This window comes from Aminobacter sp. MSH1 (assembly GCF_003071665.1).
Classification (GTDB): domain Bacteria; phylum Pseudomonadota; class Alphaproteobacteria; order Rhizobiales; family Rhizobiaceae; genus Aminobacter; species Aminobacter niigataensis.
Genome location: NZ_CP026265.1, coordinates 3869900 through 3894896, shown reverse-complemented (window position 1 = coordinate 3894896; position 24997 = coordinate 3869900). Strand labels below are relative to the sequence as shown.

25 protein-coding genes and 1 tRNA gene are annotated in these 24997 nt (G+C 63.6%); 13 read left to right on the top strand and 13 right to left on the bottom strand.

The genetic code is table 11. From position 1 onward, the window contains the following. Positions 1 to 50: 50 nt before the first annotated feature. Positions 51 to 221 (bottom strand): DUF1127 domain-containing protein, encoded by a 171-nt coding sequence (locus CO731_RS19270; RefSeq protein WP_108608394.1) that lies wholly within the window; start codon positions 219 to 221, stop codon positions 51 to 53. Positions 222 to 552: 331 nt separating this feature from the next. Here CO731_RS19270 and CO731_RS19265 point away from each other — a divergent pair, with 331 nt between their 5' ends. The 6 genes from CO731_RS19265 (at position 553) to CO731_RS19240 (ending at position 4288) form a co-directional block, all read left to right on the top strand. Continuing rightward, positions 553 to 1026, top strand: coding sequence for a hypothetical protein (locus CO731_RS19265; RefSeq protein ID WP_108608393.1), 474 nt, complete (start codon positions 553 to 555; stop codon positions 1024 to 1026). Between the two features lie 101 nt (positions 1027 to 1127). After that, on the top strand, positions 1128 to 1376 hold the full coding sequence (locus tag CO731_RS19260; protein ID WP_108608392.1) for a ParB N-terminal domain-containing protein: 249 nt from the start codon (positions 1128 to 1130) through the stop codon (positions 1374 to 1376). A gap of 87 nt (positions 1377 to 1463) precedes the next feature. After that, positions 1464 to 1934: an SRPBCC family protein gene (locus CO731_RS19255; protein WP_108608391.1), complete on the top strand. Its 471-nt coding sequence runs from the start codon at positions 1464 to 1466 to the stop codon at positions 1932 to 1934. 301 nt (positions 1935 to 2235) lie between these two features. Further along, entirely contained in the window at positions 2236 to 3168 is a 933-nt protein-coding gene (locus CO731_RS19250) for an alpha/beta hydrolase (RefSeq protein ID WP_108608390.1), read from the top strand. A gap of 276 nt (positions 3169 to 3444) precedes the next feature. Then, a complete protein-coding gene (locus tag CO731_RS19245) occupies positions 3445 to 3909 on the top strand; it encodes a YbaK/EbsC family protein (RefSeq protein ID WP_055970666.1) in 465 nt (154 codons plus the stop codon). A gap of 148 nt (positions 3910 to 4057) precedes the next feature. Next, the gene (locus CO731_RS19240) at positions 4058 to 4288 is read left to right on the top strand and encodes a hypothetical protein (protein ID WP_108608388.1); all 231 of its coding nucleotides are present in this window, start codon (positions 4058 to 4060) and stop codon (positions 4286 to 4288) included. 57 nt (positions 4289 to 4345) lie between these two features. Here CO731_RS19240 and CO731_RS19235 read toward each other — a convergent pair whose 3' ends face one another. Beyond that, on the bottom strand, positions 4346 to 5137 hold the full coding sequence (locus tag CO731_RS19235; RefSeq protein WP_245439412.1) for a DeoR/GlpR family DNA-binding transcription regulator: 792 nt from the start codon (positions 5135 to 5137) through the stop codon (positions 4346 to 4348). Between the two features lie 231 nt (positions 5138 to 5368). Between CO731_RS19235 and CO731_RS19230 the strand changes: the two genes are divergently transcribed. Then, entirely contained in the window at positions 5369 to 8662 is a 3294-nt protein-coding gene (locus tag CO731_RS19230) for an autotransporter domain-containing protein (protein ID WP_108608387.1), read from the top strand. Between the two features lie 126 nt (positions 8663 to 8788). Here the strand turns inward: CO731_RS19230 and CO731_RS19225 are convergent, their stop codons facing one another. Continuing rightward, positions 8789 to 9682 (bottom strand): LysR family transcriptional regulator, encoded by an 894-nt coding sequence (locus CO731_RS19225; RefSeq protein WP_108608386.1) that lies wholly within the window; start codon positions 9680 to 9682, stop codon positions 8789 to 8791. 17 nt (positions 9683 to 9699) lie between these two features. Next, the gene (locus tag CO731_RS19220; RefSeq protein WP_108608385.1) at positions 9700 to 10758 is read right to left on the bottom strand and encodes a YeiH family protein; all 1059 of its coding nucleotides are present in this window, start codon (positions 10756 to 10758) and stop codon (positions 9700 to 9702) included. Positions 10759 to 10975: 217 nt separating this feature from the next. Here CO731_RS19220 and CO731_RS19215 point away from each other — a divergent pair, with 217 nt between their 5' ends. From CO731_RS19215 to CO731_RS19200, 4 genes are all read left to right on the top strand, one after another. Beyond that, positions 10976 to 11869 carry a DMT family transporter gene (locus tag CO731_RS19215; RefSeq protein WP_108608384.1) on the top strand — a complete coding sequence of 298 codons (894 nt, stop codon included), beginning with the start codon at positions 10976 to 10978 and terminating at the stop codon, positions 11867 to 11869. Positions 11870 to 11985: 116 nt separating this feature from the next. Then, positions 11986 to 12477: an acyl-CoA thioesterase gene (locus CO731_RS19210; RefSeq protein ID WP_245439409.1), complete on the top strand. Its 492-nt coding sequence runs from the start codon at positions 11986 to 11988 to the stop codon at positions 12475 to 12477. Between the two features lie 413 nt (positions 12478 to 12890). Next, on the top strand, positions 12891 to 13178 hold the full coding sequence (locus CO731_RS19205; RefSeq protein ID WP_108608383.1) for a GIY-YIG nuclease family protein: 288 nt from the start codon (positions 12891 to 12893) through the stop codon (positions 13176 to 13178). Positions 13179 to 13436: 258 nt separating this feature from the next. Further along, entirely contained in the window at positions 13437 to 13655 is a 219-nt protein-coding gene (locus tag CO731_RS19200; protein ID WP_108608382.1) for a GIY-YIG nuclease family protein, read from the top strand. A 57-nt stretch (positions 13656 to 13712) separates the two neighbouring features. On the opposite strand, the gene CO731_RS19195 is transcribed toward CO731_RS19200, so the two are convergent. From CO731_RS19195 to CO731_RS19175, 5 genes are all read right to left on the bottom strand, one after another. After that, complete coding sequence (locus CO731_RS19195) at positions 13713 to 17501, bottom strand: vitamin B12-dependent ribonucleotide reductase (RefSeq protein WP_108608381.1); 3789 nt, start codon at positions 17499 to 17501, stop codon at positions 13713 to 13715. Positions 17502 to 18105: 604 nt separating this feature from the next. Beyond that, positions 18106 to 18600: an NUDIX hydrolase gene (locus CO731_RS19190; RefSeq protein ID WP_108608380.1), complete on the bottom strand. Its 495-nt coding sequence runs from the start codon at positions 18598 to 18600 to the stop codon at positions 18106 to 18108. A 149-nt stretch (positions 18601 to 18749) separates the two neighbouring features. Continuing rightward, a complete protein-coding gene (gpt, locus tag CO731_RS19185; protein ID WP_055970685.1) occupies positions 18750 to 19247 on the bottom strand; it encodes a xanthine phosphoribosyltransferase in 498 nt (165 codons plus the stop codon). 116 nt (positions 19248 to 19363) lie between these two features. Next, positions 19364 to 20203: a universal stress protein gene (locus tag CO731_RS19180; protein WP_108608379.1), complete on the bottom strand. Its 840-nt coding sequence runs from the start codon at positions 20201 to 20203 to the stop codon at positions 19364 to 19366. A gap of 117 nt (positions 20204 to 20320) precedes the next feature. After that, the gene (locus tag CO731_RS19175) at positions 20321 to 21061 is read right to left on the bottom strand and encodes a competence/damage-inducible protein A (protein WP_108608378.1); all 741 of its coding nucleotides are present in this window, start codon (positions 21059 to 21061) and stop codon (positions 20321 to 20323) included. 183 nt (positions 21062 to 21244) lie between these two features. Here CO731_RS19175 and wrbA point away from each other — a divergent pair, with 183 nt between their 5' ends. Together wrbA and CO731_RS19165 are read left to right on the top strand one after the other, a co-directional pair. After that, entirely contained in the window at positions 21245 to 21874 is a 630-nt protein-coding gene (wrbA, locus tag CO731_RS19170) for an NAD(P)H:quinone oxidoreductase (RefSeq protein ID WP_108608377.1), read from the top strand. Between the two features lie 121 nt (positions 21875 to 21995). Further along, positions 21996 to 22988, top strand: coding sequence for an alpha/beta fold hydrolase (locus tag CO731_RS19165; RefSeq protein WP_108608376.1), 993 nt, complete (start codon positions 21996 to 21998; stop codon positions 22986 to 22988). 50 nt (positions 22989 to 23038) lie between these two features. On the opposite strand, the gene CO731_RS19160 is transcribed toward CO731_RS19165, so the two are convergent. The 4 genes from CO731_RS19160 to CO731_RS19145 form a co-directional block, all read right to left on the bottom strand. Then, positions 23039 to 23278, bottom strand: coding sequence for a DUF2188 domain-containing protein (locus CO731_RS19160; protein WP_108608375.1), 240 nt, complete (start codon positions 23276 to 23278; stop codon positions 23039 to 23041). Next, positions 23278 to 23550 (bottom strand): DUF982 domain-containing protein, encoded by a 273-nt coding sequence (locus CO731_RS19155; protein WP_108608374.1) that lies wholly within the window; start codon positions 23548 to 23550, stop codon positions 23278 to 23280. Before CO731_RS19155 ends, CO731_RS19160 begins: the two co-directional genes overlap by 1 nt. A gap of 381 nt (positions 23551 to 23931) precedes the next feature. After that, positions 23932 to 24016, bottom strand: a tRNA-Leu gene (locus CO731_RS19150). Between the two features lie 173 nt (positions 24017 to 24189). Beyond that, entirely contained in the window at positions 24190 to 24909 is a 720-nt protein-coding gene (locus CO731_RS19145; RefSeq protein WP_159091662.1) for an outer membrane protein, read from the bottom strand. Positions 24910 to 24997: the final 88 nt, after the last annotated feature.

Genomic DNA, 24997 nt, shown 5'->3' with positions numbered 1-24997 from the left:
GCCGCAATGATGCCTGATCGATTGCGGCAGCGCAGTGACGCGCGGGATCATCACGCCTGGCGCGTCGACATTTCCCGGGCGATGCGCGGGAAATCGGCCGGCTTGATGCCGATGTCGGAGCGGTCGGCATTGCTCATCGCATTGAGCAGCGCGAGCGCTGCGCGGTAGCGTGCCTGTTCCTTGGGGCGCGGGCGGGCGAACAGTTCAGTGTAGAAACCCATGTTTCATGGCTCCTGTTGGTCCTCCCATTGCACATATAGGTGATTCCATTGTGATTGTGCAGTGCAGCATAAGCATGGCTGCCATGCGGGGTGCCGGCGTTTTCATCTCGTCGCGATGAAACAAAAATCCCATCGCCAGCGTAGCTGCATTGCCGGCGATTGCCGGTTTTCCTCGCCGTAGGGCGTTTCCGGGCCGTCGTCCTCGTGCGGCCCGGCTTTTTCCAGTTCGATTCCTAAGAGGCGGACGAAGCATCGAAGCGATTTTTAACCGGCCACCCCTATGGTTCTGCCGGATATTGCGTATCATTTGTTTTCGTGCGGAGGGCCTTGCATGGGCACCGGGATCAATCGGGACTTTGCTTCGTTGCTCGATGATCTGTTTGTTGCGTCCGAGCCAGGCGACATTGCGCCCGCGCCGACGATCCCCTTCGACTATCTTGCGGTTGCCGACGAGCTGCATTCGGGCCGCATCCGCGTCGCCGGCGAGACAGTTGCCGCCGAGTACCGCGAAGCAGGGGCCGCGCTGGAAGACGAGTTCGTGTCGCTGCTCGACATGGTCAAGGCCAAGGCGGTTGCGGTCGAGGAGCCCGAGGCGCCGTCGATCGACCCAGAAGTGATTGCCGCCGAATTGGGGCTGGCCGATGCCAAGCCCGCCGATCTCGCCAAGATGCGCCGCATCTTTGCACTGGCCAACCATCCCGACCGGGTGGCGCCGCACCTGCGCCAGCGCGCCATGGTGCGCATGCAACTGGCCAACATGATGATCGACGACGCCAAGCGGCGTACCGCCAAGAAAAGGAGCTGACGCCGCAGGGCGATCGGCTTGATGCCGCCGGCGGCTGCCTTGGCCGGCTCAGCAAAACACCCTATCTACGAGGAGCTGTACTTCCACAGCCGGAAGCCACCATGCTCAGAGTCCAGAAGATACCGCTCAACGACATCTATGTGCCTGCCGCGCGCAAGAAGACGCTGCATCCCGAAACCGTGCGGCATCTCGCCGAGGACATCGTAGAGAACGGCATGAAGACGCCGATCCAGGTGCGTCACGACGGCAAGCGCTACGTGCTGGTCGAGGGCCTGCACCGGCTCGAAGCGGCGCGCTGGCTGGGCGAGACGTCGATCGATTCCTATCTGGTCCAGGCGCGCAAACACTAGCCGCCGATTTTTTTGCGTCGAACTGTCGGTGCGGCCCGCTGTGCTTCGTCCTTGCCTCGAACGCCAAATTCATCAGGAGACGACGACATGAATGCTAGTGCCAACGACCGCGAGCTGATGCTCACCCGCATCATCGATGCCCCTCGCGAAAAGCTCTATCGCTGCTGGACCGATGCCGAATTGCTGCCGAAATGGTTTGCGCCGCTGCCCTGGACGACGGCCAGCGCCAGGCTCGACGTGCGCGCCGGCGGCACCAGCGCCATCACCATGCGCAGCCCCGAGGGCGTCGATTTTCCCAGCTCCGGCGTCTATCTCGAAGTCGTGCCGAACGAGAGGCTGGTCTTCACCGATGCCTTCACCGAAGCCTGGTTGCCGTCGGAAAAGCCGTTCATGGCGGCGACCGTGACCTTCGAGGATGCCGGCGGCGGCAAGACAAAATACACCGCCATTGCCAGGCATTGGACGGTCGAGGATCGCGAGGCTCATGAAAAGATGGGCTTTCACGAGGGCTGGGGCCAGTGCGCCGACCAGCTCGAGGCTTTGGCGAAGACGCTCTGAGGGGTGCCTTTCCTTCTCCCCTGTGGGAGAAGGTGCCCCCAAGGGGCGGATGAGGGGTGCTGGACGGAGTGCAGCGCTTCAGATTTTTCACCATCCAGAGTTTCCTTCTGCCTCTCATTCCTTCCAACACCCCTCATCCGACCTCGCTTCGCTCGGCCACCTTCTCCCGCAAGGGGGGAAGGCAGGTAAGTCAGGCGCTTCCTCATCCGTGGAAAATTTCTCTACCAATGTCGGCGTCCCGTCATCCCGTTCGTCCTAGGAGCAACGGGTCGCAAGACCTGGCGAGAGAAGGGACGAGGACATGAACAAGCGTAGTTTCATCACCATGCTGGCGGCGGCGGCACTCGCGGTTGTAACCGGAGGGTCGACTATGGCTGAGACGACTAAATCTACGGCTGCCGGCGCCAAGACCGGACATGCCGAGATCAACGGTGTGAAATACTATTACGAGATCCGCGGCGAGGGCGAGCCGTTGCTGCTGCTCCATGGCGGACTAGGCTCGATCGACATGTTCGGACCGGTGCTGCCGGCGCTGTCGAAGGGCCGGCAGGTGATCGCGGTCGACCTCTACGGCCATGGCCGAACCGCACTTACCGAGCGCAAGATGAGCCTTGTCGACATGGGCGACGACATGGCGGGCCTGCTGAAGACACTCGGCTACGGCAAGATCGACGCCATGGGCTATTCGATGGGCGCGGGCGTCGCCTTCCGCCTTGCCGTGCAGCACCCAGACGCGGTTCGCAGGCTTGTGCTGGTATCGGCGGGCTTTGCCCAGGACGGCTTCTATCCCGAGATGCTGCCGATGCAGGCCCAGGTGGGTGCTGCCATGGCCGAGATGATGAAGCCGACGCCGATGTACCAGGCCTATGCGGCGGTGGCGCCGAAGGTCGAGGATTTCCCCAAGCTGCTCGACAGGATGGGCGAGATGATGCGCACGCCCTATGACTGGGCCGACGACGTCAGGACGCTGAAGATGCCGGTCATGCTGGTCTATGGCGACAGCGACATGTACCGGCCCGAGCACATCGTGAAGTTCTACCAGCTGCTCGGCGGCGGCTTGAAGGATGCCGGCTGGATGCGCGAGACCATGTCGCAGAACCGCCTGGCGATCATCCCCAACCGGACCCACTACGATGTCTTTTTCGCGCCCGAACTGGCAGCGATGGCGCTGCCCTTCCTCAACGGCGAGACCAAGGTGAAAACCTGGGACGAGCAGGTCAAAGCAGCGCAGTAGGCGAGGGCGCCGCAAGCCCGGCCGACACAGTCGCCGCGCGCTTCGAAATGGCGCGCGCGGCGGTCTCTTTTGTTGCTGTCGGCGGCCGCGCAGTGTATCTTTCCCGCGCGTTCGAAATACCCCAGTTGGGGCCTCGAAACTTCGGCATACCGGCAAACCGGCAATGAGTTGGCCATGGCGGGATCGGACTGTCCGATACCATCGCTTGGGTGCCAGCCGCCTGCTCCGCCTGTTCCGGTCCATAGCGTCCGATGTACGCCCACCGGAGGAACGGTCATGGCTATCTCATTGACGATGCAAGAATATCTAGAGGACAATCACATCCGCTACGACGCCGCCAAACACGCGCGGACCGGCTGCTCGATGATGACTGCCGAGGCGAGCCACGTGCCCGGCAATGCCCTTGCCAAGGGTGTGGTGCTGAGATGGGAGGACGGCTATGTGCTCGCCGTGCTGCCGGCCTCGCGCCATGTCGACCTCGCCAGGATGCGCGAGATCATCGGCGACAAGGTGCGGCTCGCCACCGAAGAGGAGGCAAGCTCGCTGTTTCCCGACTGTGACGAGGGGGCTGTCCCGATCCTCGGCGTGCCCTACAGGGTGGCTTGCGTGGTCGATGAGCAGCTGCGCCGCGGCAGCGACGTCTATTTCGAGGGCGGCGACCACCGCACGCTGGTGCATGTCTCCGGCGACGAGTTTTCGCGCCTGATGTATGGCATGCCGCAGGCCCGCATCAGCTGGTAGCAAGCGCAATACGCAAATCCGGCGAGGCGGCCACCTCCAATGGCCGCCAGCCGACGAAAAGCCCGTTTCGTGTCACGCAACCGCCATTTGCCGGTCACGGTTCGGGATTATGTTGTGTCTAGTCTATTGGTCACGAACGGAGGCGACTATGGGCGATCAGCCGGAACTGACGCTTGAGGAACTGTTGCACGACCCGATCATCCTGAAGCTCATGGAGCGTGACGGATACAGCGCCGACGACATCCGCATGCTCGCACGGCATGCCGTGGCAGGTACCCAGGGATGGGAAAGCGTGTCGTCCAGTGCAAGCGCCCGCCGGAAGAGCAGGCTGTTTCGCCCGATGCCGTCGGCCTGCGCGACGCTGCCGTTGTGCCCCTAGGGCCGTTCAGGCCCTAGACCTGGCCATTTCCGAAAGGACGCCGCTCTATCTCAACGCCTAGACGCGGATTTCGACGCCACTGTCGCGCAGCTTGTTGAGCAATCGCTCTTCGGGCAGCGTATCGGTGACGAGCGTGTGGATGTCGCACAGCGAACCGAGCCGAACGAGCGCGCGGCGGCCGAATTTTGAGCTGTCGACGGCCATGATGGTGCGTCCGGCCTGGCCCATCGCGGCGGAGACTGCGGCGACCTCGGCATGGTCGTCGTCGCCGATGTCGCCGTCATGGTCGACACCGCTGACCGAAATGACGGCGACGTCGAACTTGAACCTCCTGATATAGTCTGATGTCTCCTCGCGGAACACGCCGCCGTCGACCTGGCGGACGAAGCCGCCGGGGACGGCTATGGCGAAATTGGTGCTTTCGCTGAGCGTCGTGGCGACCCGCAGCGAGTAGGTGACGACCCGCAGGTCGCGACGACCGATCAGCGCCCGCGCCACCGCCTCGCAGGTGGTGCCGGTGTCGATGAACACGGCAGCGCCGTCCGGGATGAGTTCGGCGGCGAGGCGGCCGATCTTTTCCTTCTGCGCGGCATTGTCGACCCGACGCTGGCGCAGCACCGACGGCGCGACCGGTGTCGAAATGGTAGCTCCGCCGTGCAAGCGGCGCACCTTGCCCTCCTGTTCGAGAGCCATGATGTCGCGACGCGCCGTCTGTGTCGTCACCCCGTGAAGCGTGGTGATCTCCTCGATCGAGACGTAGTGGTTTTTCTCCAGATAGCTCAAGAGCTGGGCCTGGCGCCTCGATTTCTTGTCGTCCTTGTCCATGCCGGGTCCGTTCGTTCTGGGCATCTGCGATCCGGTCTCCACAATCCTAGCTAGCAAATTCGTATGCCGGGTTCATCCAGCATCTCGGTGACGTGCGCGGGGTTTTGGGACTGTATCCAGGAATGTTGTAAAAGTGACATCTACCGCAACTAATGTCCGAATCCGTACTTTTCAGTGACCGCAACATGTCATTCGCACGCCAGCCCTGGCGGTTTTGTGACAATGCGCGGTCGCGTCGCACACAGGAGTTACGCGATGACGACTTTCCAACATGGCGCCGAGGATGCGCCTGCCCAAACCCGCCCCGACAGGCGCCTGCGCGCCGCAGCAGCCGCGCTGCTGTGCGGCACAGCGCTGGCCGTCTCGGCGGTTGCCGCACAGGCGGCCGAGGATTCGATCCGGATCCTGACGCTCAACACCTGGCTCGACAGGTTCAAGGCCAATCCGAGCGTGATGTCGGAATTCTTCGTCAAGGGCAATTACGATGTCCTGACCTTCCAGGAACTGCAGGCCAACAGTACCTATGTGCGCGACATTCCCGGGATTCTGAGCGGAGCGGGGCTTGGCGCCTTCGGCAAGCGCCAGGACGGCGACGTCGGTGTGTTCTCGCGCCTGCCGGGCACATACGGCGCCAACAAGATTGGCGACACCGCCACCTACACCTTGCTCGACGCCACTTCGAGCCGGCCGCAGAGCTACGTCGCGACGACTCATCTCAACTACTACGACCCCTCCACCAACCGCATCAATGAAGCCAAGGGGCTGAACCAGTGGGCGGCCTCGGCGACGGCCCCGATCATCATGACCGGAGATTTCAACGCCGGCGACGTCTCGGAACGCGGCCTGCACTCGATCAGCCAGCAGGAGCGGCTGCTCAGGATCTACACCAAGAACCCAACCAACGCGTTCTATCTCGACCTGCTGAAGCAGTATGCCAAGGATCAGCCGCAGCTCGACGCCTTCATCGCCCAGTGGAAGGGCAAGGGAAATGCGGCGATCGACGGTGCGCCGATCCCTGCCGGCCTGTTCGCCGACGAGATGTATCCGGTCGCCGGCAACCTGCCGCAGACCATGAACATCCTGAAGAAGCAGTACCAGGTCCTGCAATTGCCCAACGAGCGCGAGCAGTTCTCGCCGCATGCGCTGAACGACGGTTCGGTGACCTGGCCCTCGCACGGCGAGGACGCGACCAACACCTGGGGCAGCTGGCACCGCGTCAAGATCGACCATTTCCTGGCGTCGCGGCCATTCGGCAAGTGGTGGCAGATCGACGACGACCAGAACGACCCCTATCTCGGCGTCATCACCGATGTCAGCTATGTGACAAACGCCAATGGTTCGAAGACGCCGCTTTCCGACCACGAGCCGGTGGCGCACAATGTGCGCTGGGTCGGGCCGCAGCTCGAGACCTATGACGACAACGGCACGGCAAAGACCCGCGTCGTCTGGGGCAAGGACGCTTCGACCTTCGCCGAGCGCGGCAAGGAGTTTTTCCTCTCGCGCAACAACATGCGCAACGATGTCTATCTCGGCCAGATATCCGATGCCAACGGCCTGCCGATCCTGGCCGGGCTGACGGAGGCCGAGAAGAAGACGCTGCTCGACTGCAAGAGCACCGATGCGCGCTTCCAGCAGGCGATTGCCGACTATTGCATCGACGACCATACTTTCATCGGCGAACTCAAGGTCGCCGACGGCGGTACCGTCGTCGTCGAGGAGGACGCGGCCCTCGGCACCGAACAGGCGAAGCTCCGCCTCGATGGCGGCAGCCTCAGGATTGCCGGCACCGACATGCATGTGCTGGGCCGCAACGTCGTGCTGGAGGCAGGCGGCGGCTCGATCGACATCGCCGATGCAACCAATGTCTTCGGCGTCAACAAGGAGATCTCGGGCACCGGCAACCTGACCAAGCTCGGCCTCGGTGCGCTGGTGCTCGACGGCACCCACAGCTACACCGGCGAGACCGTCGTCGGGGCCGGCGTGCTCTCCCTCCAGGGCTCGATCGCCTCCTCGACGCTGACGACGATCGGCGCCGGCGGCACGCTTGGCGGCATCGGCACGCTCGGCAATACGGTGGTCGCCTCGGGGGGCGTGCTGGCGCCGGGCAATTCGATCGGCACCATCAATGTCGCCGGCGACGTCACCTTCGAGGCCGGCTCGAAGTTCGAGGTCGAGGCCAACGACAAGGGCGAGAGCGACAAGGTCACGGCATCAGGCAAGGCCATGCTCAAGGGCGGCTCGGTGCTGACGCTGGCCAATGGCAACAACTACGCGCCACAGACAAGCTACCAGATCGTCACGGCAGGCGGCGGCGTGACCGGCACCTTTGCCGACGTCAGCTCGAACCTCGCCTTCCTCGACCCGACGCTGGCCTATGGCGCCAACGACGTGACGCTGACGCTCAGCCGCAACGACATCAGCTTTGCCGAGGTCGGCGCCAACGGCAACCAGAAGGCGACCGCCGCAGCCCTGGAAACCCTCGGCTTCGGCAATGCCGCCTACGCCGCGGTGGCCAATCTCGACGAGGCCGGCGCACAGCAGGCGTTTGAGCAGCTTTCGGGCGAAGTCCATGCCTCGGCCAGGGGCATGATGATGCAGGACGGCGGCGTCATGCTGGACGCTGCCACCAGCCGCATCGACCAGGCTTTTGGCGACAACGCAGCGGCCAGCATGCCTGTCATGGCCTATGGCGACGACGGGCTGGAACTTGTGCCTGCCGACACCGACCGCTTCGCGCTGTGGACGCGGGCCTTCGGCTCATGGGGCGACAGCAAGGCCGATGCGACCAATGTCGGCTTCGACCGCAGCACGGGCGGGCTGCTGGCGGGTGGCGATGCCATGGTCAGCGACAGCTGGCGCGCCGGCGTGATCGCGGGCTACAGCCGTTCGTCATTCAATAGCGCCAATGGCGGCTCGAGCGGCAGCGCCGACAACTATCATGTCGGCGTCAATGCCGGCACGCGGGCCGGTCCCTTTGGGCTGACCGTCGGCGCCGGCTACACTTGGCACCGCTTCGACACGGCGCGCCAGGTCGCTTTCGCCGGCTTCGCGGACGCGCTGTCGGCCAAATATGATGGCGGCACAGCGCAGGTGTTCGGCGAGGCGAGCTACAAGGTCGAGGCCGGGCGCTTCACCGTCGAGGGCTTCTCCAACCTGACCTATGTCAACCTGCGCACCGATGCCTTCACCGAAGCGGGCGGGGCGGCAGCGCTGTCCAGCGAAGCGTCGAGCAGCGACGTGACCTTCACCACGCTCGGCGTGCGCGGCTCGACCGAGGTGGCGCTGGGCGCAGTCGACGCCACGCTGCACGCCACGCTTGGCTGGCGCCATGCCTTCGGCGATGTCGCTGGTACCTCGTCCTTCGCCTTCGACGGCAGCGGCGGCTTCGACATCACCGGTTCAGCGATCGCCAGGGACGCGGCGGTGCTGGGTGCCGGCATCGACTTCGCCGTCGCGCCGAAGACGAGGCTCGGCATCAGCTATACCGGGCAGGTGAGCAACGGTGCTTCCGACCACGGTGTCGATGCCAAGCTGGCGGTCAGCTTCTAGGCATCGAACAGCATCCGCGGCCATGGGCCTTGGCCGCGGATGCTGGGGAAAGTATTCGCGCGTTGTTGGCGGGCGAAATGAACCGCGCCAGCGCCGTGCTGAAGTTCGGCAACTGAGCCGCGGTCGTCAGGCGCCGATTGCCGGCCGCGCCACAAGGGCAAGGAATTCGCGGGTTGCCCGCGTCGCATGACGCTCCTTGTGGCGGAGCGAAAAGAAGCGGCGCTTGGGCAGGTCGAAATCGATGGCGACCAGCGTGCCGGCCTTGAGCGAGGCTTCGGCGACGAGCCGCGACATCACGGCGACGCCGGCGCCGGCCTCGACTGCGGCCCGTACAGCCTCGTTCGACGGCAGTTCCAGCGCGATGTCGAGGCTGCCGGGCTCGATACCGCGGGCGGCGCGCACGGCCTCGAAATGCGCCCGCGTGCCCGAACCCGGCTCGCGCAGGACCCACCGCGCCGCCTGGAGATCGCGCGGGGTGAAGGCGGCGTTGCTGGTCCAGGGATGGCCGGGCGCAGCGACGAGAACCAGTTCGTCGTCGGCGACCGGCTCGATGGCAAGGGCCGGGTCGTCGACTTCGCCCTCGACGAAGCCGAGATCGGCAATGCCGTCTCGGACCTGGGCTGCGACCGTTTCGGTGTTGCCGATGGTCACGTCGAGCTCGATGCCGGGATAGCTGGACCGGAAACGGTGGGCGATGCCGGGCAGCCAGTAGTTGGCTACCGTCTGGCTGCCGGCGAGCTTGAGCGTGCCGCGCTTGAGGCCGGCAAGATCTGCAAGCACGATCTCGGCGGAGCGGGCGCGGGCGAGCACCGCGCGCGCCTCGGACAGGAAGATCCGCCCTGCATCGGTCAGCACGATGCGGCGACCGACACGGTCGAAGAGCTGGGTCTGGTAGTGCGCTTCGAGCACCGACACGGCGGCACTCGTCGCCGATTGCGTCAGGTTGAGTGCTTCGGCGGCGCGGGTGACGTGTTCGCGCTCGGCCACCGCGACGAAGATCCTGAGCTGTTCGAGGGTCACGGTGTTCCTTTCAGTCGTCAGCCCGCAAGCTTGACCAGTATCAGACTGAAAACCGCAATGAAAAGGAATGCGCCGAGGCCAAGCAGCAGGGGACGGGCGCCGCGGGCCCAGAGCCTGGCGATGTCGGTTTCGAGCCCCATGGCGGCGAGCGCGGTAGCCAGGAGGAAGGTGGTCAGCGTGACGATCCACGCCTTTGCCTCGGACGGAATGTCGATCAGGCTGTTGAGGCCGACCATGGCGACAAAGCCGAGCACGAACCAGGGCATCGGGGCAGGGGCGCCGTCCCGGGCCATGCCCGCCGACCTGGTGCGCTGCCTGGCAGCAACACCGAGCACGATCACCACCGGCGCCAGCATCATGACACGTGTGAGCTTGGACACCGTGCCGAACTCGCCGGCCTGCTGGCCGTCCTGGAAGCTTGCCGCGACCACCTGGGCGATCTCGTGGATCGAGGCGCCGGCCCACAGGCCGTAAGCGTAAGCGTTAAGGTGGAACAGGCCGGGCAGCAGTGGATAGGCAAACATCGCCACCGAGCCGAAGACGGTGACACACGCGACCGCATAGGCGACGTCCTCGTCGGGCGCCCTGGTCACCGTGTTGGTGGCAATGACCGCCGAGGCGCCGCAGATCGAGGTGCCGGCGGCGATCAGCTCTGCAAGCTTGCGGTCGACGCCGATCGCCTTTCCCAGCCACAGCGTGAAGGCGAAGGTGGCGACGAGCGTCGTGGCGATGATGGCGATGCCCGCAGCACCCACCTCCGCGACCTGGCTCGCAGTGAGTTGCAGGCCGAGCAGGATGATGGCCAAGCGCAGCAGCCTGCGCATGGCGAAAGTCACCCCGGCCTTGGCCGCGGCCGGCGTGCCCCGGAGATTGTGAAATGCCATGCCGATGACGATGGCGATGATCATCGGGCTGAAGGCCGAGAGACCGGGAATAAGCCGGAGCGCGAAGGCGATGCCGGCGATAGCCACGGTCACCGCAACGCCGGGCAGCAGGTTGCAGCGGCTTTCATGGCGCGCCTGACGCGGGCTGATGGCGACGGCGTCTTGGGCTTCGGCTCGGGTGTGGGCGTTCATGGCTTGGTCCTTTTCAGGTACAAGCTATTGTTGCCCGTCTGATCGATCCAACGCGTAATAATGCTTGAATCGTTCGAATGAATCGATTGGATTTCCGGTGGCCCTGTCCAGCCCATGCCGTGCCACTGGACGAAATATCCAGCGCGTCTATAGCGGTGCACCGGATGACGCGGTCGTGTCCTTCGTCTTTTCAGTCCTCTTGCCAACCGGAACGAAGATGCCTGTTCACGAGATCGCAGCAATCGGAGCCGCGACATGCTGGGCCGTCACGGGATTGATCTCGGCCGGACCCGCCGGCTATCTCGGCGCGCCGGCATTCAACCGCTTGCGGCAGGTCTTCGTCACCGGGCTGCTGGCGCTCTATGTGTTGTTCACCGGCACCTGGCGCGAACTCGACGCCGGCAGTGCCGGGCCCCTGCTGCTGTCCGGCCTGGTCGGCATCTTCGTCGGCGACACGCTGCTGTTTGCGGCGCTGAACCGGCTCGGGCCCCGGCGATCGGGCATCCTGTTTGCGCTGAACGCCCCGATGGCCGCCGTTCTCGGCTGGCTGATGCTGGGCGAGGACCTCGCGCCAAAAGCTGCCGCGGGTATCGGCCTGACGGTCGCCGGCGTGTTGCTGGCGATCCTCTTCGGCAAACGCCGCGAACAGTTGCACGCCTGGGAGACGGTGAAGGGGCCATTGTGGGTCGGGGTCGCGCTCGGACTGGGGGCGGCGGCCGGACAGGCGATCGGCTCCATCATTGCCAGGCCGGTGATGGCGACCGGCATCGACCCGTTCGTGGCGTCGATGCTGCGTGTCGGCATCGCCGCTTTTTGCCTCAGCGTGCTGATCCAGTTGCCGATACCGGCCGTAAAACCGCGGGCGCTGCTGACATTCAAGGTCGCGGCACTGACGGCGTTGACCGGCATCATCGCGCTCGGCATCGGCATGACGCTGCTGTTATTTGCGCTTTCCGGCGGCAAGGTGGGCATCGTCTCGACGCTGTCGGCAACCTCGCCGGTGATCATCCTGCCCATGCTGTGGGCGCGGACCGGCGAACGCCCCGCCGGCGGCGCCTGGGCCGGGGCGGCACTGGTCGTCGCCGGCATGGCGTTGATCTTCATGCGCTGACGGGCGCTGGTTTTCTGCCATGCGGCGCCAGCTGAAACTGGCGTTCCAACCGCATCCCGGATAGCGTCGCATCACATCGAATGCTGTGCCGACATCGTCAGGGGAAGGGTCCATAGGTGGAAGACAGGGACACGCGCCGGCTCGAGATGGTCGTGCTGATGACGCCCGAGATGGCGAATTTCAGCGGCAAGGTGCATGGCGGTGCCTTGCTCAACCTGCTCGACCGCGTCGCCTTTTCATGCGCCTCGCGCTATTCCAACAAATACGCGGTCACGCTGTCGGTCGACCAGGTGGTGTTCAGGGAGCCGATCAATGTCGGCGAACTGGTCACCTTCCGGGCGTCGGTCAACTATGCCGGCCGCACCTCGATGGAAATCGGCATCCATGTCGAAGCCGAAAACATCCGCTCCGGCCAGCGGCGCCACACCAATTCCTGCTATTTCACCATGGTGGCGGTGGACGAAGACGGCCGCCCGACCGAGATTCCGGCTTTCGTGCCGTCGACCGACATCGACCGCCGGCGCCACCGCGCCGCTGAGTTGCGCCGCGAGCTGCGGCGCGAGTTCGAGGCGAGATTCCGGGCCGCAGCCAATGCGGATGAGGGGTAGCTGGAAACGGAACTCAAACGGCGGGCGCTTTACTTGGCACGGACTTACCACTCGTTATGTCGGCTCATCGTTCGCTGGATCGAGCGGCCAGTTGCCCCCGCTTGTCCGCAAATCGACGGCCTTCGAAAATGGCCGCTGGCCTCCCTGCCTTCGTCATCCTCGGGCTTGACCCGAGGATCCATGCCGTGAGGGTGAGGAATGCGGAACGGGAGATGAAAGGTGGGCGTTCTGGACCGCTTGGGCGTTGCCGCAAGGTCACGGCATGGATCCTAGGGTCTCCGCGACGTCGCTGCGCTCCTGCTCCGCCCTAGGATGACGAAGCGGTGGCCGCTCCTCACACAAGACTACATGCATTAAGGCATCGGCAGGTGTGGAGGGCTTGCACACAACTTTGCCGCGACTAGTCTCTGGTCATGACCGGCTACGTCTACATGACCGCCAGCCAGAAGGGTGGCACGATCTATATCGGCGTGACCAATGACCTGGCGCGTCGTTTGCCGGAGCACAAGTCGGGTGAGGGTACAGGCTTCACCGCTCGATATGGCGTGCATCGCCTCGTTTGGTACGAGGAGCATTTCGATATCCGCGACGCCATCCAGCGCGAGAAATCGCTGAAGCGCTGGCAGCGCCAATGGAAGATCGAGTTGATCGAGACGAGCAATCCCGAGTGGCACGAGCTGTTTCGCGGACTTGGATGGTGAGGGGAATTGGTGGTCTCTTCCGTTTCGTCATCCTCGGGCTTGACCCGAGGATCCATGCCGTGAGCGTGAGGAATGCGGAGCGGGGCAAGAAAAGGCGAGCGTTCTGAACCGTTTGGGGGTTGCCGCAAGGTCACGGCATTGATCCTAGGGTCTCCGCGACGTCGCTTCGCTCCTGCTCCGCCCTAGGACGACGAAGGGAGGGGGCGTTCGCGCCAATCGTCGGGGAGGACTTGCGCAGGTCATGAGCGGCTACGTCACATGACTGCTAGCCAGAAGGATGGCACGATCTATGTCGGCGTGACCAATGACCTGGCCCGTCGTTTGCCGGAGCACAAGTCGGGTGAGGGTACAGGCTTCACCGCGCGATATGGTGTGCATCGGCTCGTTTGGTACGAGGAGCATATCGACATCCGCGCGTCATCCAGTGCGAGTAGTCGCGGAAGCGAGTCGTTGCCTGCCCAGTTACTAAAAGAGTAGGCCGCACTGTGGCGGCCTACTGTCTTTTCGCTATTACTTTACCAGTGGGACCACGCCTCAGCTGCACCCTGACGTCGCGCCGCAGGTGTCGCACTTCTCGCAGGTGCCGTTACGCACCATGGTGAAGTTCTGGCATTCCGAGCAGGAATTGCCGGTGTAGCCCTGCAGCATCGACTTGGCGCGGCGGTCGGCGGCGAGTTTCTTGGCCTCCGCTGCTTCCTGGGCTGCGGCGTCGGTGAACAGCGACGTCGTGACCGATGTTTCCTCAACGGTCTCCTCGGTCGTGACTTCTTCGACCAGTTCCTTGGCCCGCTCCTCGTAGTCGCGCTTGTAGGCGGTGGATTCCTCCGCCGAGATCGCGGCCTTGGGGGCGAGCGCCAGCACGTTGGAGCCGGAGAAGGCGGTCACAGGTGTCACGCGCGCCGGGCTTGCGGTAGCCGCCGAGCCCTTGGGGTCGTTGCCGGCGACACCGGAGACGACCTTGAGCGGGGAGGCGCCGCGGGTCAGGCCCTTGGAAAAGGGCAGGGCCTTGCCTTCGGTGATGCCTTTGCCGAGCGCCGTCTTGTCGAAATCCGACTGGTCGACATGAGCAAGGTCGTGGCGGCCGAGATAGCTGACGGCGAGTTCGCGGAAGACGTAGTCGAGGATCGAGGTGGCGTTCTTGATGGCGTCGTTGCCGACGACCATGCCGGCCGGCTCGAACTTGGTGAAGGTGAAGGCCTCGACATATTCGTCGAGCGGCACGCCGTACTGCAGGCCGAGCGAGATCGAGATGGCGAAATTGTTCATCATCGCGCGGAAGGCAGCGCCTTCCTTGTGCATGTCGATGAAGATCTCGCCGAGGCGGCCGTCGTCGAACTCGCCGGTGCGCAGGTAGACCTTGTGGCCGCCGACGACGGCCTTCTGGGTGTAGCCCTTGCGGCGGTTCGGCAGCTTTTCCCGCTCGCGGTAGAGCCGCTCGATGACGCGCTCGACGATCTTTTCGGTGACCTGCACCGCCTTGGCGGCGGCAGGTGCCGCGATCAGCGCCTCGACGGCATCGTCCTCGTCCTCGTCCTCGTCGGCAATCAGCGAGGCGTTCAGCGGCTGCGACAGCTTGGAGCCGTCGCGGTAGAGCGCGTTGGCCTTGAGCGCCAGCTTCCACGACAGCATGTAGGCGCTCTTGCAGTCCTCGACCGTCGCCTCGTTGGGCATGTTGATGGTCTTGGAGATGGCGCCCGAGATGAAGGGCTGGGCCGCCGCCATCATGCGGATGTGGCTCTCGACGCTAAGATAGCGCTTGCCGATCTTGCCGCAGGGATTGGCGCAGTCGAACACGGGCAGATGCTCGTCCTTGAGGAACGGCGCGCCTTCCAGCGTCATTGCACCGCAGACATGGATGTTGGCGGCTTCGATGTCGCGCTTGGAAAAGCCGAGCGCCGGCAGCATCTCGAACGAGAAGTCGTTGAGCTGCGCCTCGGTCAGGCCGAGCACGTCCTTGCAGAAGTCCTCGCCCAGCGTCCACTTGTTGAAGACGAACTTGATGTCGAAGGCGCTCTTGAGAGCGGCGTTGAGCGCCTCGATCTTCTCGTCGCTGAAACCCTTGGAGCGCAGCGAACCGGGGTTGATGCCGGGCGCCTGGTTGAGGTTGCCGTGGCCGACGGCATAGGCCTCGATCTCGGCGATCTGGGCTTCGCTATAGCCGAGGGTACGCAGCGCCTCGGGCACCGCACGGTTGATGATCTTGAAGTAGCCGCCGCCGGCGAGCTTCTTGAACTTGACCAGCGCGAAGTCGGGTTCGATGCCGGTGGTGTCGCAATCCATGACCAAGCCGATCGTGCCGGTGGGCGCGATCACGGTTGCCTGGGCGTTGCGGTAGCCGTGCTCCTCGCCGAGCTCGATGGCGCGGTCCCAGGCGGCGCGGGCATGGGTCACCAGTTCCTGCTGCTTGAGGTCGGAAGCGACCAGCGGCACCGGATGCACCGACAGCTTCTCGTAGCCGTCCTTGTCGCCATAGGCGGCGCGGCGATGGTTGCGCATGACGCGCAGCATGTTGGCGGCGTTGCGGTCATAGTCGGGGAAGGCGCCGAGTTCGGAGGCCATCTCGGCTGAGGTGGCGTAAGCCACGCCGGTCATGATCGCCGTCAGCGCGCCGCCGATGGCGCGGCCCTCGTCGGAGTCATAGGGAATGCCCGAGGTCATCAGCAGGCCGCCGATATTGGCATAGCCGAGGCCGAGCGTGCGGTACTCGTAGGAGAGCTTGGCGATTTCCTTGGACGGGAACTGCGCCATCATGACCGAGATTTCGAGGACCACGGTCCACAGGCGCACGGTGTGCTCGTAGGCCGCGATGTCGATGGTGCCGTCGGTGTTGCGATAGGGCAGCAGATTGATCGAGGCGAGGTTGCAGGCCGTGTCGTCGAGGAACATGTATTCCGAGCACGGGTTCGACGCACGGATGGCGCCCGCGGAAGCGCAGGTGTGCCAGTCGTTCATCGTGGTGTTGAAGTGCAGGCCCGGATCGGCCGAGGCCCAGGCTGCGTAGCCGATCTTTTCCCACAGATCGCGCGCCTTGAGCGTCTTGAGCACCTTGCCGTCCTTGCGGGCGGTCAGGTGCCATTCGCCGTCGCCCTCGACAGCGCGCAGGAAGTCGTCCTTGAGCGAGACCGAATTGTTCGAGTTCTGGCCCGAAACGGTGAGGTAGGCCTCCGAATCCCAGTCGGTGTCGTAGGTCTTGAACTCGATCGAGCTGTAGCCCTGCTTGGCGAACTGGATGACGCGGTAGATGTAGTTCTCCGGCACCGCGTTCTTCTTGGCGGCCTTGATCTCGCGCTTGAGCGCGGTGTTGACGGCCGGGTCGAAGCAGTCGTCATCCTGGCCTTCGCAGTTGACGCAGGCGGCCATGATCTTGCTGAGGTGCTGGCGCACGATCTTGGAACCGGTGACCAGCGCCGCCACCTTCTGCTCTTCCTTCACCTTCCAGTCGATATAGGCCTCGATATCGGGATGGTCGGCGTCGACCACCACCATCTTGGCCGCACGGCGGGTGGTGCCGCCCGACTTGATGGCGCCCGCAGCGCGGTCGCCGATCTTGAGGAAGCTCATCAGGCCGGACGAACGGCCGCCGCCGGACAGCTTTTCACCTTCGCCGCGCAGGTGGCTGAAGTTCGAGCCGGTGCCCGAGCCGTATTTGAACAGGCGCGCCTCACGTACCCACAGGTCCATGATTCCGCCCTCGTTGACGAGGTCGTCGGCGACCGACTGGATGAAGCAGGCATGTGGCTGCGGGTGCTCGTAGGCCGACTTCGACTTGGTCAGCTTGCCGGTGAAGGGGTCGACATAGAAGTGGCCCTGGCCAGGACCGTCGATGCCATAGGCCCAATGCAGGCCGGTGTTGAACCACTGCGGCGAGTTCGGCGCCACGCGCTGGGTGGCGAGCATGTAGGACAGCTCGTCCTTGAAGGCGCGGGCGTCGTCTTCGCTCTTGAAGTAGCCGCCCTTCCAGCCCCAGTAGGTCCAGGTGCCGGCGAGACGGTCGAAGACCTGGCGGGCGTCGATCTCGGAGCCGTAGCGTTCGTTTTCGGGCAGCTTGGCAAGTTCGGCCTCGTCGGGAACCGAACGCCACAGGAAGGAGGGGACGTCGTTCTCCTCGACCTTCTTCAGACGGGCGGGCACGCCGGCCTTGCGGAAATACTTCTGCGCCAGGATGTCGGCCGCGACCTGGGAGAACTGCGCCGGCACATCGATGTTGTCGAGCCGGAAGACCACCGAGCCGTCCGGATTCTTGATCTCGGAGAGCGCCTTGCGGAACTCGATCTCCGCATATGCCGATTGTCCATCCTTGGTGAAACGCCGCTCGATGCGCATCGGTCGATTTCCTTTTGTCTATATATAGCGTCTTTCGCGGGAAATCTCCCATTGCTGAAACGAAAGACGCAATGCCGATCTTGCCGGCCGCCCGAACGACCGGTCACCATTGCCGAAGAAGCCGCCGCCAGACCGGAAATCCTCCTTGCGGAGCGCCTTCCCGTCAGCCTGCGGACCACTTCGGGTCCTTGAAACTGAAACTTTGTTGCGATTCCCTCGCTGAGGGAGAACTCACACTATCTAGCGTCCAGGCTGCCTGCAAACACTAAATATAGTGTTAACAGAAGATTTCTGCCAGTCCCCAATTTTTACCCGTCAACCCCTCGGACACACCGAAACCACGCGCGACGGCACCCCGCCTGTGCGGGTGCAAATGCGAGCGGCAACTCACTAGATCTGGAGAAAGGACCGGGCTCTGAACTTTCCGGTCACGCACTCAACAAGCGCGCTTGAGTCATAAAAAGCGACTCGGGGGGTAACGTCAAGAAGTCGTTTATGCAGATTTTGTGACCCCAACATCTTGTGTGTCACTTGTGTGGATAACGGGGAGAACCGGCTCCGTGAACGAAGCCGGCAAGATACCCGCTTGGCGGCGTCTCGCGCCTCAGGCGGCGACTTTTCCGTGGGCTGCGCCGAAGGACGAGATCAGCCGGCAAAGGTCAGGTTCGTTGACCATGCGCGCGGCCTCGGCTGGCGACACCCACTTGCGCGTGCGCTGGCGCCGCTCCTTCCACTTCTCGGCGACCTTGCGCACTTCGAGCGGATAGACCAGCACCTCGCAGGCGACCTGTTCGCCGCTTGCCAGTTCCTTGGAGTAGAAATAGCGGCCCGCCTCGTGGGTATCGACGGAGCCGCTCAGGCCGGCTTCTTCGCTCGCCTCGCGAGCGGCGGTCTCGCACAGCCGTTCGGATTCTTCCGGCCAGCCCTTGGGCAGGACCCAGCGCCCGGTGTCGCGGCTGGTGATCAGCATGATCTCGATGGCGCCGGAGGCGGTGCGCTGCCAGGGCAGGGCGGCGACCTGCAGCCTGCAGGCGGGAGCGCCGAACAGCCGGCGTATGCGCTCGACGAGGTGGCTGTGATAGACAGGCTTCATCAGCATCGGCAGTCCTACCCAGAAGCAGACTCAGTTGCCGTATTACGAATTGTACGGTTAATCCTCCGTAACAAAAGTAAATAGATTGATAATGAAAACGCCCGGCGCAAAGGCCGGGCGTCGAACAGGTCGGGTTGAGCTGGAGGGCGCTGCAATCAGCCCATGTGATCTTCCGCGATCGGCTTTTGGTATGTGAAGCCGAGATCCCAGGGGAAATAGATCCAGGTGTCCTGCGACACCTCGGTGACGAAGGTGTCGACCAGCGGGCGGCCCTTGGGCTTGGCATAGACCGTGGCGAAATGCGCCTTCGGCATCATGGCGCGCACGATGGCTGCGGTCTTGCCAGTGTCGGTCAGGTCGTCGACGATCAGTACGTTTTCGCCTTCGCCCTCGAGCAGCGACGGCGTGATCTCCTTCAGCACCTGCAACTGACCCTGCGAGGTGTAGTCGTGATAGGAGGCGATGCAGATCGTCTCGATCAGGCGGATGCCGAGTTCGCGCGAAATGATGGCGGCAGGCACCAGGCCGCCGCGAGTGATGCAGACGATCGCCTTCCACTGCGGATTGACGCCGGCGAGACGCCAGGCGAGCGCACGCGCATCGCGGTGGAACTGATCCCAGGATACGGGAAAGGCTTTTTCGGGAAGGGACATTCGACGCGCACTCCGGCTCGGCGCGCCAGATGGCGCGAAAATAGGGGAATGCAGGCGGAATTAGCCGGAAAGCCCCGCTCTTGGCAAGGGCGGGGCTGCACAGTTGTGCGGTAATCTTACCGCGACAGCAGGATCGCGGTGTCGCCGGCCTGCAGGACGCTGCGCGTGACGCCGCCGAACAGGAACTCGCGCAGCCAGGAATGGCTGTAGGCGCCCATCACCAGCAGGTCGGCGCCTGTTTCAACCACCTTGTTGTGGATGACGGCATCGACGGTGTGGCCGCGCGACGCCTCGACGCTGACCGATACCTTGGCGCCGTGGCGGGCAAAGGCAGAGGCGATCTCGGCGCCGGCGGCGTCGGCGCTCTGGGCTGCCGTCTCGATGGGGTCGATGACCAGGATTTCGGTCTGGTCGGCCTCGAGGATGAAGGGCAGGGCATCGAAGGCGGCGCGGGCGGCTTCGCGGCTGCCGTTCCAGGCGACCAGGACGCGGCGGAAGGTCGAGATCAACGGTGCCGCATGCGGCACCACCAGCACCGGGCGGCCGGCCTCGTAGATCAAGGAGTCGACGTCGGCGGCAATCGAGTCCTTGGCCTCTTGCGATCCCTGCGAAACGATGACGAGGTCGGCGCAACGCGCGCTTTCGACCCCCGAAAGGGCGCTGTCGCCGGAAAAGCTCTCGAAGCTGCGCCATTCGAACGACACGCCGGCGGTCTCGATGCGGGCGAGGAACGCCTTCTGTACCTTTTCGGCGCGCTCCTTGCAGAGATCGGAATTGGCCTGGATGAACTCGGTGTCGGGAAAGCCGACGGCCGTGGTGTAGGGCATCGCCAGCGCTTCGGCATGAACGCCGATCAGATGGCTTTCATGCCGGTCGGCAAACGGGATGGCCACATCGAGAACGCGGGCGGCGTCGCGCTCGCTCTGGATGATGGCAACGATTGTCTTGAACGGCATGGCACCCTCCTTTGCACGGACAGAAATCTGCTCAGCAAAGAAACACTATCATGCCCGTACTTGTTCCCATGTGACCTGGATCAAGTGTTTGGGATCAAGTGTTTGGCATCAAGTCGTTCAGGCGGCTTTTGTTATGCCCTCAAGCATTACCTCGATCGCATCGCGGGCGCGAGCCATCGCTTCTTGCGAGCGCGAGCGGACGACGAGCTCGGTCCAGAACTTGCCGTCGAGATATTTCGGGTAGGAACCGATGATGGTGTCGGGGTGCGCCTTCTGGATCTCGCCGAGCGGGCCGCCGATGGTGCCTTCGCCATAGGGACACTGGACCGTGGTCGACAGAAGCTTGGCGCCGGTCTTCAGCGTCGGCATGACGTTGTCGAGCATGGCCTGGAAGATCGACGGCACGCCGGCCATGACATGGACGTTGCCGATGCGGAAGCCCGGCGCCACCGAGACCGGGTTTTCGATCAGCCCGGAGCCGCGCGGCATGCGCGCCATGCGCTTGCGTGCTTCGGAGAATTCCAGGCCGCGCGTGGCATAGTTGGCCTCCAGCATGGCATAGGCGCGCGGCTCGTATTCGCACGGCACGCCAAAGGCCTTGGAGATCGAGTCGGCGGTGATGTCGTCATGCGTCGGGCCGATGCCGCCTGTCGTGAAGACATAGTCGTAACGCGCGCGCACGGCGTTGACGGCGGCGACGATCTCGTCCTCGTCGTCGGGCACGATGCGCACTTCCCTGAGGTCGATGCCTGAGGCCGTTATCATGTCGGCGAGGTGGCCGATGTTCTTGTCCTTGGTGCGGCCGGACAGAATCTCGTCGCCGATGACGACCATAGCTGCGGTGACGATGTCGGCCATTTCAGGAGCTCCTTTTAGACCAAGGTCAGATACAGCCGCCGGGGCAGGCGAGCAATAGTCGCCGTTTTGTGAACGATGCGTCACGTATTGGCCTGCTTTCATTGAACGGGCTTTGCATTACATCTCTCCCTAGACGCCAACCCAAGATGGTGTCGCGAGATTTTCCCCCCGCTGGAGTTTGAAATGGCTAAGATTCTTGTTCTCTACTATTCGAGCTGGGGTCACATGGAGCAGATGGCCAAGGCCGCTGCCGAAGGCGCCCGAGCAGCCGGTGCCGACGTGACCATCAAGCGCGTTCCCGAGCTGGTTCCCGAGGCTGTCGCCAAGGCTGCCTATTACAAGCTCGACCAGGAAGCGCAGATCGCCGATCCGCTCGAACTGGCCGACTATGACGGCATCATCATCGGCACGGCCACCCGTTACGGCACCATGGCTTCGCAGATGAAGAACTTCCTCGACCAGACCGGCCCGCTCTGGGCAAAGGGCGCACTGCTCGACAAGGTCGGTTCGGTGATGGTTTCGACCGCGACCCAGCACGGCGGCGCCGAGCTCGCGCTGATCAACGCGCAGATCCACCTGCAGCACCACGGCATGGTCATTGTGCCGCTGTCCTATGCCTACCAGGGCCAGATGGGCAACGACGTGGTTCGCGGCGGCGCGCCTTACGGCATGACCACCACCTCCGACGGCGACGGCTCGCGCCAGCCTTCGGCGCAGGAACTCGAAGGCGCCCACTTCCAGGGCAAGCGCGTGGCCGAGATCGCCATCCGCCTGCACGGCAAGGGCTCGAACGCTGTCAAGGAAGTTGCATAACAGCTTCGAATTGCTATGATTTTAGTGAACGGGCGGTCGCAAGGCCGCCCGTTTTGCATGTCACGGGCTTGAGCCTGCGTCTCGTGCCGCTAAGTTGCGGGCATTGCCTGCAGGAGGTTCGATGGCGACCGCGACAACGATTTTTGGCTGGATCGCCAGCATCATCTTCCTGGCCGTGGTTCTCGTCGGCGGCTATTTCGTGCTGGCGACGCGCAAGATCTCGACCCAGGCCGCACGCGCAGTGCCTGCAATCGGCAAGTTTGCAGCACTTGGCCGGCATCGCATCCACTATGTCGAGCAGGGCGAGGGCCGTCCGATCCTGTTCGTCCACGGTCTCGGCGCGCAACTGCACCATTTCCGCCACCCGCTGTTTCCGGAACTTGCCGATTTCCGGCTGATCGCGCTCGACCGGCCCGGCTCGGGCTATTCCACGCGTCCGCCCGGGTTTTCGGGCAGCCTGACCGAACAGGCAGATCTGATCGCGCGCTTCATCGCCGAACTCGGGCTGGAGCGGCCGCTGGTCGTCGGTCATTCGCTCGGCGGCGCCGTGGCGCTGGCGCTGGCGGAAAACCACCCGGAGGCGGTTTCCGGTTTGGTGCTGCTGTCGCCGCTGACGCATCTGGAGGACGAGTTGCGGCCCGAATTCAGGTCGCTCTATATCAAGTCGCCGCTACGCCGCCGCCTGATGGCCGAGACGGTGGCGATACCGACCAGCCTGAAATATGCGCCGCAGACCCTGGCCTTCCTGTTTTCGCCGCAGGAAGCGCCAAAGGACTACGGTACGGCAGGCGGCGGTTTCGCCGGACTGCGGCCGAGCCATTTCTACGCGACATCGGCCGACATGGTGGCGATCGAGAGCGATCTTGGCGCGGTCGAGGCCAGGTACGAGGAACTGAAGCTGCCGGTAGGGATGATGTTCGGCACCGCCGACCGTGTGCTCGACTACCGACTGCATGGCGAGCCTCTGGCCGACAGGATCAAAGACCTGGAACTCGATCTGGTCGAGGGCATGGGGCATATGCCGCAATTCGTCGAGCCGAAGCGGGTCGCAGAGCTGGTCCGGCGCATTGCGGCAAAGACATTTGCCCAACCGGTCGACAAGGCGGCCAGGTAGAGGCGGGAACTGCTCGTCCGGCGATCCTGTTCGCGCCGGGGCGATGGCCGCTAGTCGGAAACCTCGGTATCGGGCCTGTCGTCGCCCTTGGCGAGTTCGTCATGCCAACGGCCTTCCTTGTCCTCGTACTGGATGCCGTCGGTAGAGCCGGAGACACGCTGCTCTGCCGCCGCCGTCTCTGCGGCGCGAAGGGCGTGTTCGTGCGTGGGGAAGGTCTCGGAGAAGGTGTCGCCGACCTTGTAGGCCCAGCCACCGTCGTGCTGGACGACTTCATAGACGAGCTTTGCCATTATTTTTCCTCGCTGGATGACGATGCCGCTATCGGCACCTCGGCTTCCATCGCTGCCTCGACGAAGGCGCGCCGCGCATCCTCGGAAGGGCGTTGCCCCTCGAGCACCTTCAGGCATGTCTGGACGGCGTTGCGGTGACGAGGGCCGCGGCTCAGCGGCCAGGTCGTCGCCAGGCATTCGGCGGCGTCGCCCGCACTTGCGATGCGGCGGTAGTTTCCGGCGCGGCCGAGTTCAACGATGACCGGGCGCGCAAAGGATGTCGAGGCGGCCATGCCGGCTCAAACGTTGACGACCGCATTTGGTTGCATGACGCTTCGCGGCCGGTGGCTCCGTCCGGCGACTTTTGCTGTCAGAGCGGCACGATAGCCAGTATCACCCAGGCGCCGCAGATGGCCGCGCAAAGGCCGAAACAGGCGTTACGATGCTTTTCCCAAAAGTATGGCGCGCGTTCCCAATTGTACTGCATACGCAACTCCCCACTCACCCCACCCGGTGAAGTTGTATTTCAGTGTGAAATATTCTGCAATTTTCCGGTGTGGTATTGACGCTACGAAAGCACGCGGGAGTGGCAATTATGTCACGAAAAGCTTGCCGCCGGCGCCGCGAACGCACGGTTGCCGCTGTTCTGGCATCAGGAACGGGGGATTCTTGCCTGGTGCGGACGGCGGGGGTCGAACCCGCATAGCCGAGGCTGAGGGATTTTAAGTCCCTTGCGTCTACCAGTTCCGCCACGTCCGCTTGCTTGTCGTTTCAACTAGTTAGGCGATTTCGTCAACTGGCGTTGTGCAGGTCGAAAAATCCATCGTGCAAATCGTGTTCGGTTTCCTTCGCCGAGCCGTTCGCCGGAGATTGGCGCTGGATGCCTAGCCGGAAACAAAAAGCCCCGACACGAGGCCGGGGCTTGAGGGCGATCAGAATCGGTAATTCAGCCCGACCTTTATCGTGTGGGCGTCGATGTCGACTTCGGCCTTGTCACCCTGAATGTCGGTCAAGCCAACAGTGCCAAAGTCGAAATACTGGTACTCAAGCTTAGTGGTCCATTTTTCGGACAGGGCCAATTCGACGCCACCACCGATCGTGTAGCCGACGCGACCGCCGCTTCGAGATTCACTACTGTTTCCGTCCAGAGTGCCGTTGATGTTGTGGAGGTCGCCGAAAGTAACGTCGTAACGTGTGGCCGCGACACCACCCTTGACATAAATCAGCAGTCGATCAGCTGCAAAGCCCAGCCGGGCGGTCAAATCACCGTAAAGGCCCAGTTTCGCGGAACCGTAATTGTCGGGTTCGTCGAGAATTTCGTTGACACCATCCAAACCCAAATAGCCGATATCCGCCTCCAGGCCATAGACGAACGAGCCGGTTTGCCAATTGTGGCCGGCCTGAACGCCGCCGACAAAACCCTCGGTGTCGACGTCATGGGTCTGGCCAATGCTCTCATCAAAGAAGCTGTCGTCGAGATCAACCGCATTGCCGTTGCCGCGACCGTAGCCAACATGAAGGCCAACATATCCGCCGGCCCAGAACCCGGCCGGAGCGAGATCAGACGTTGGCTCTGTCACAACCGCGTCAGCGGCAAGCGCGGCGCCGGCGAACGCGAAATATACAGCCGATACAAGCAGAATCTGTTTCAATGCCCTGTCCCCAAAACCGTCCGAGGTAATACGCAGATTAGAGGTGGAAATAATAGTCCGTGCACATGCAGGCAATTCAAGTCGATGT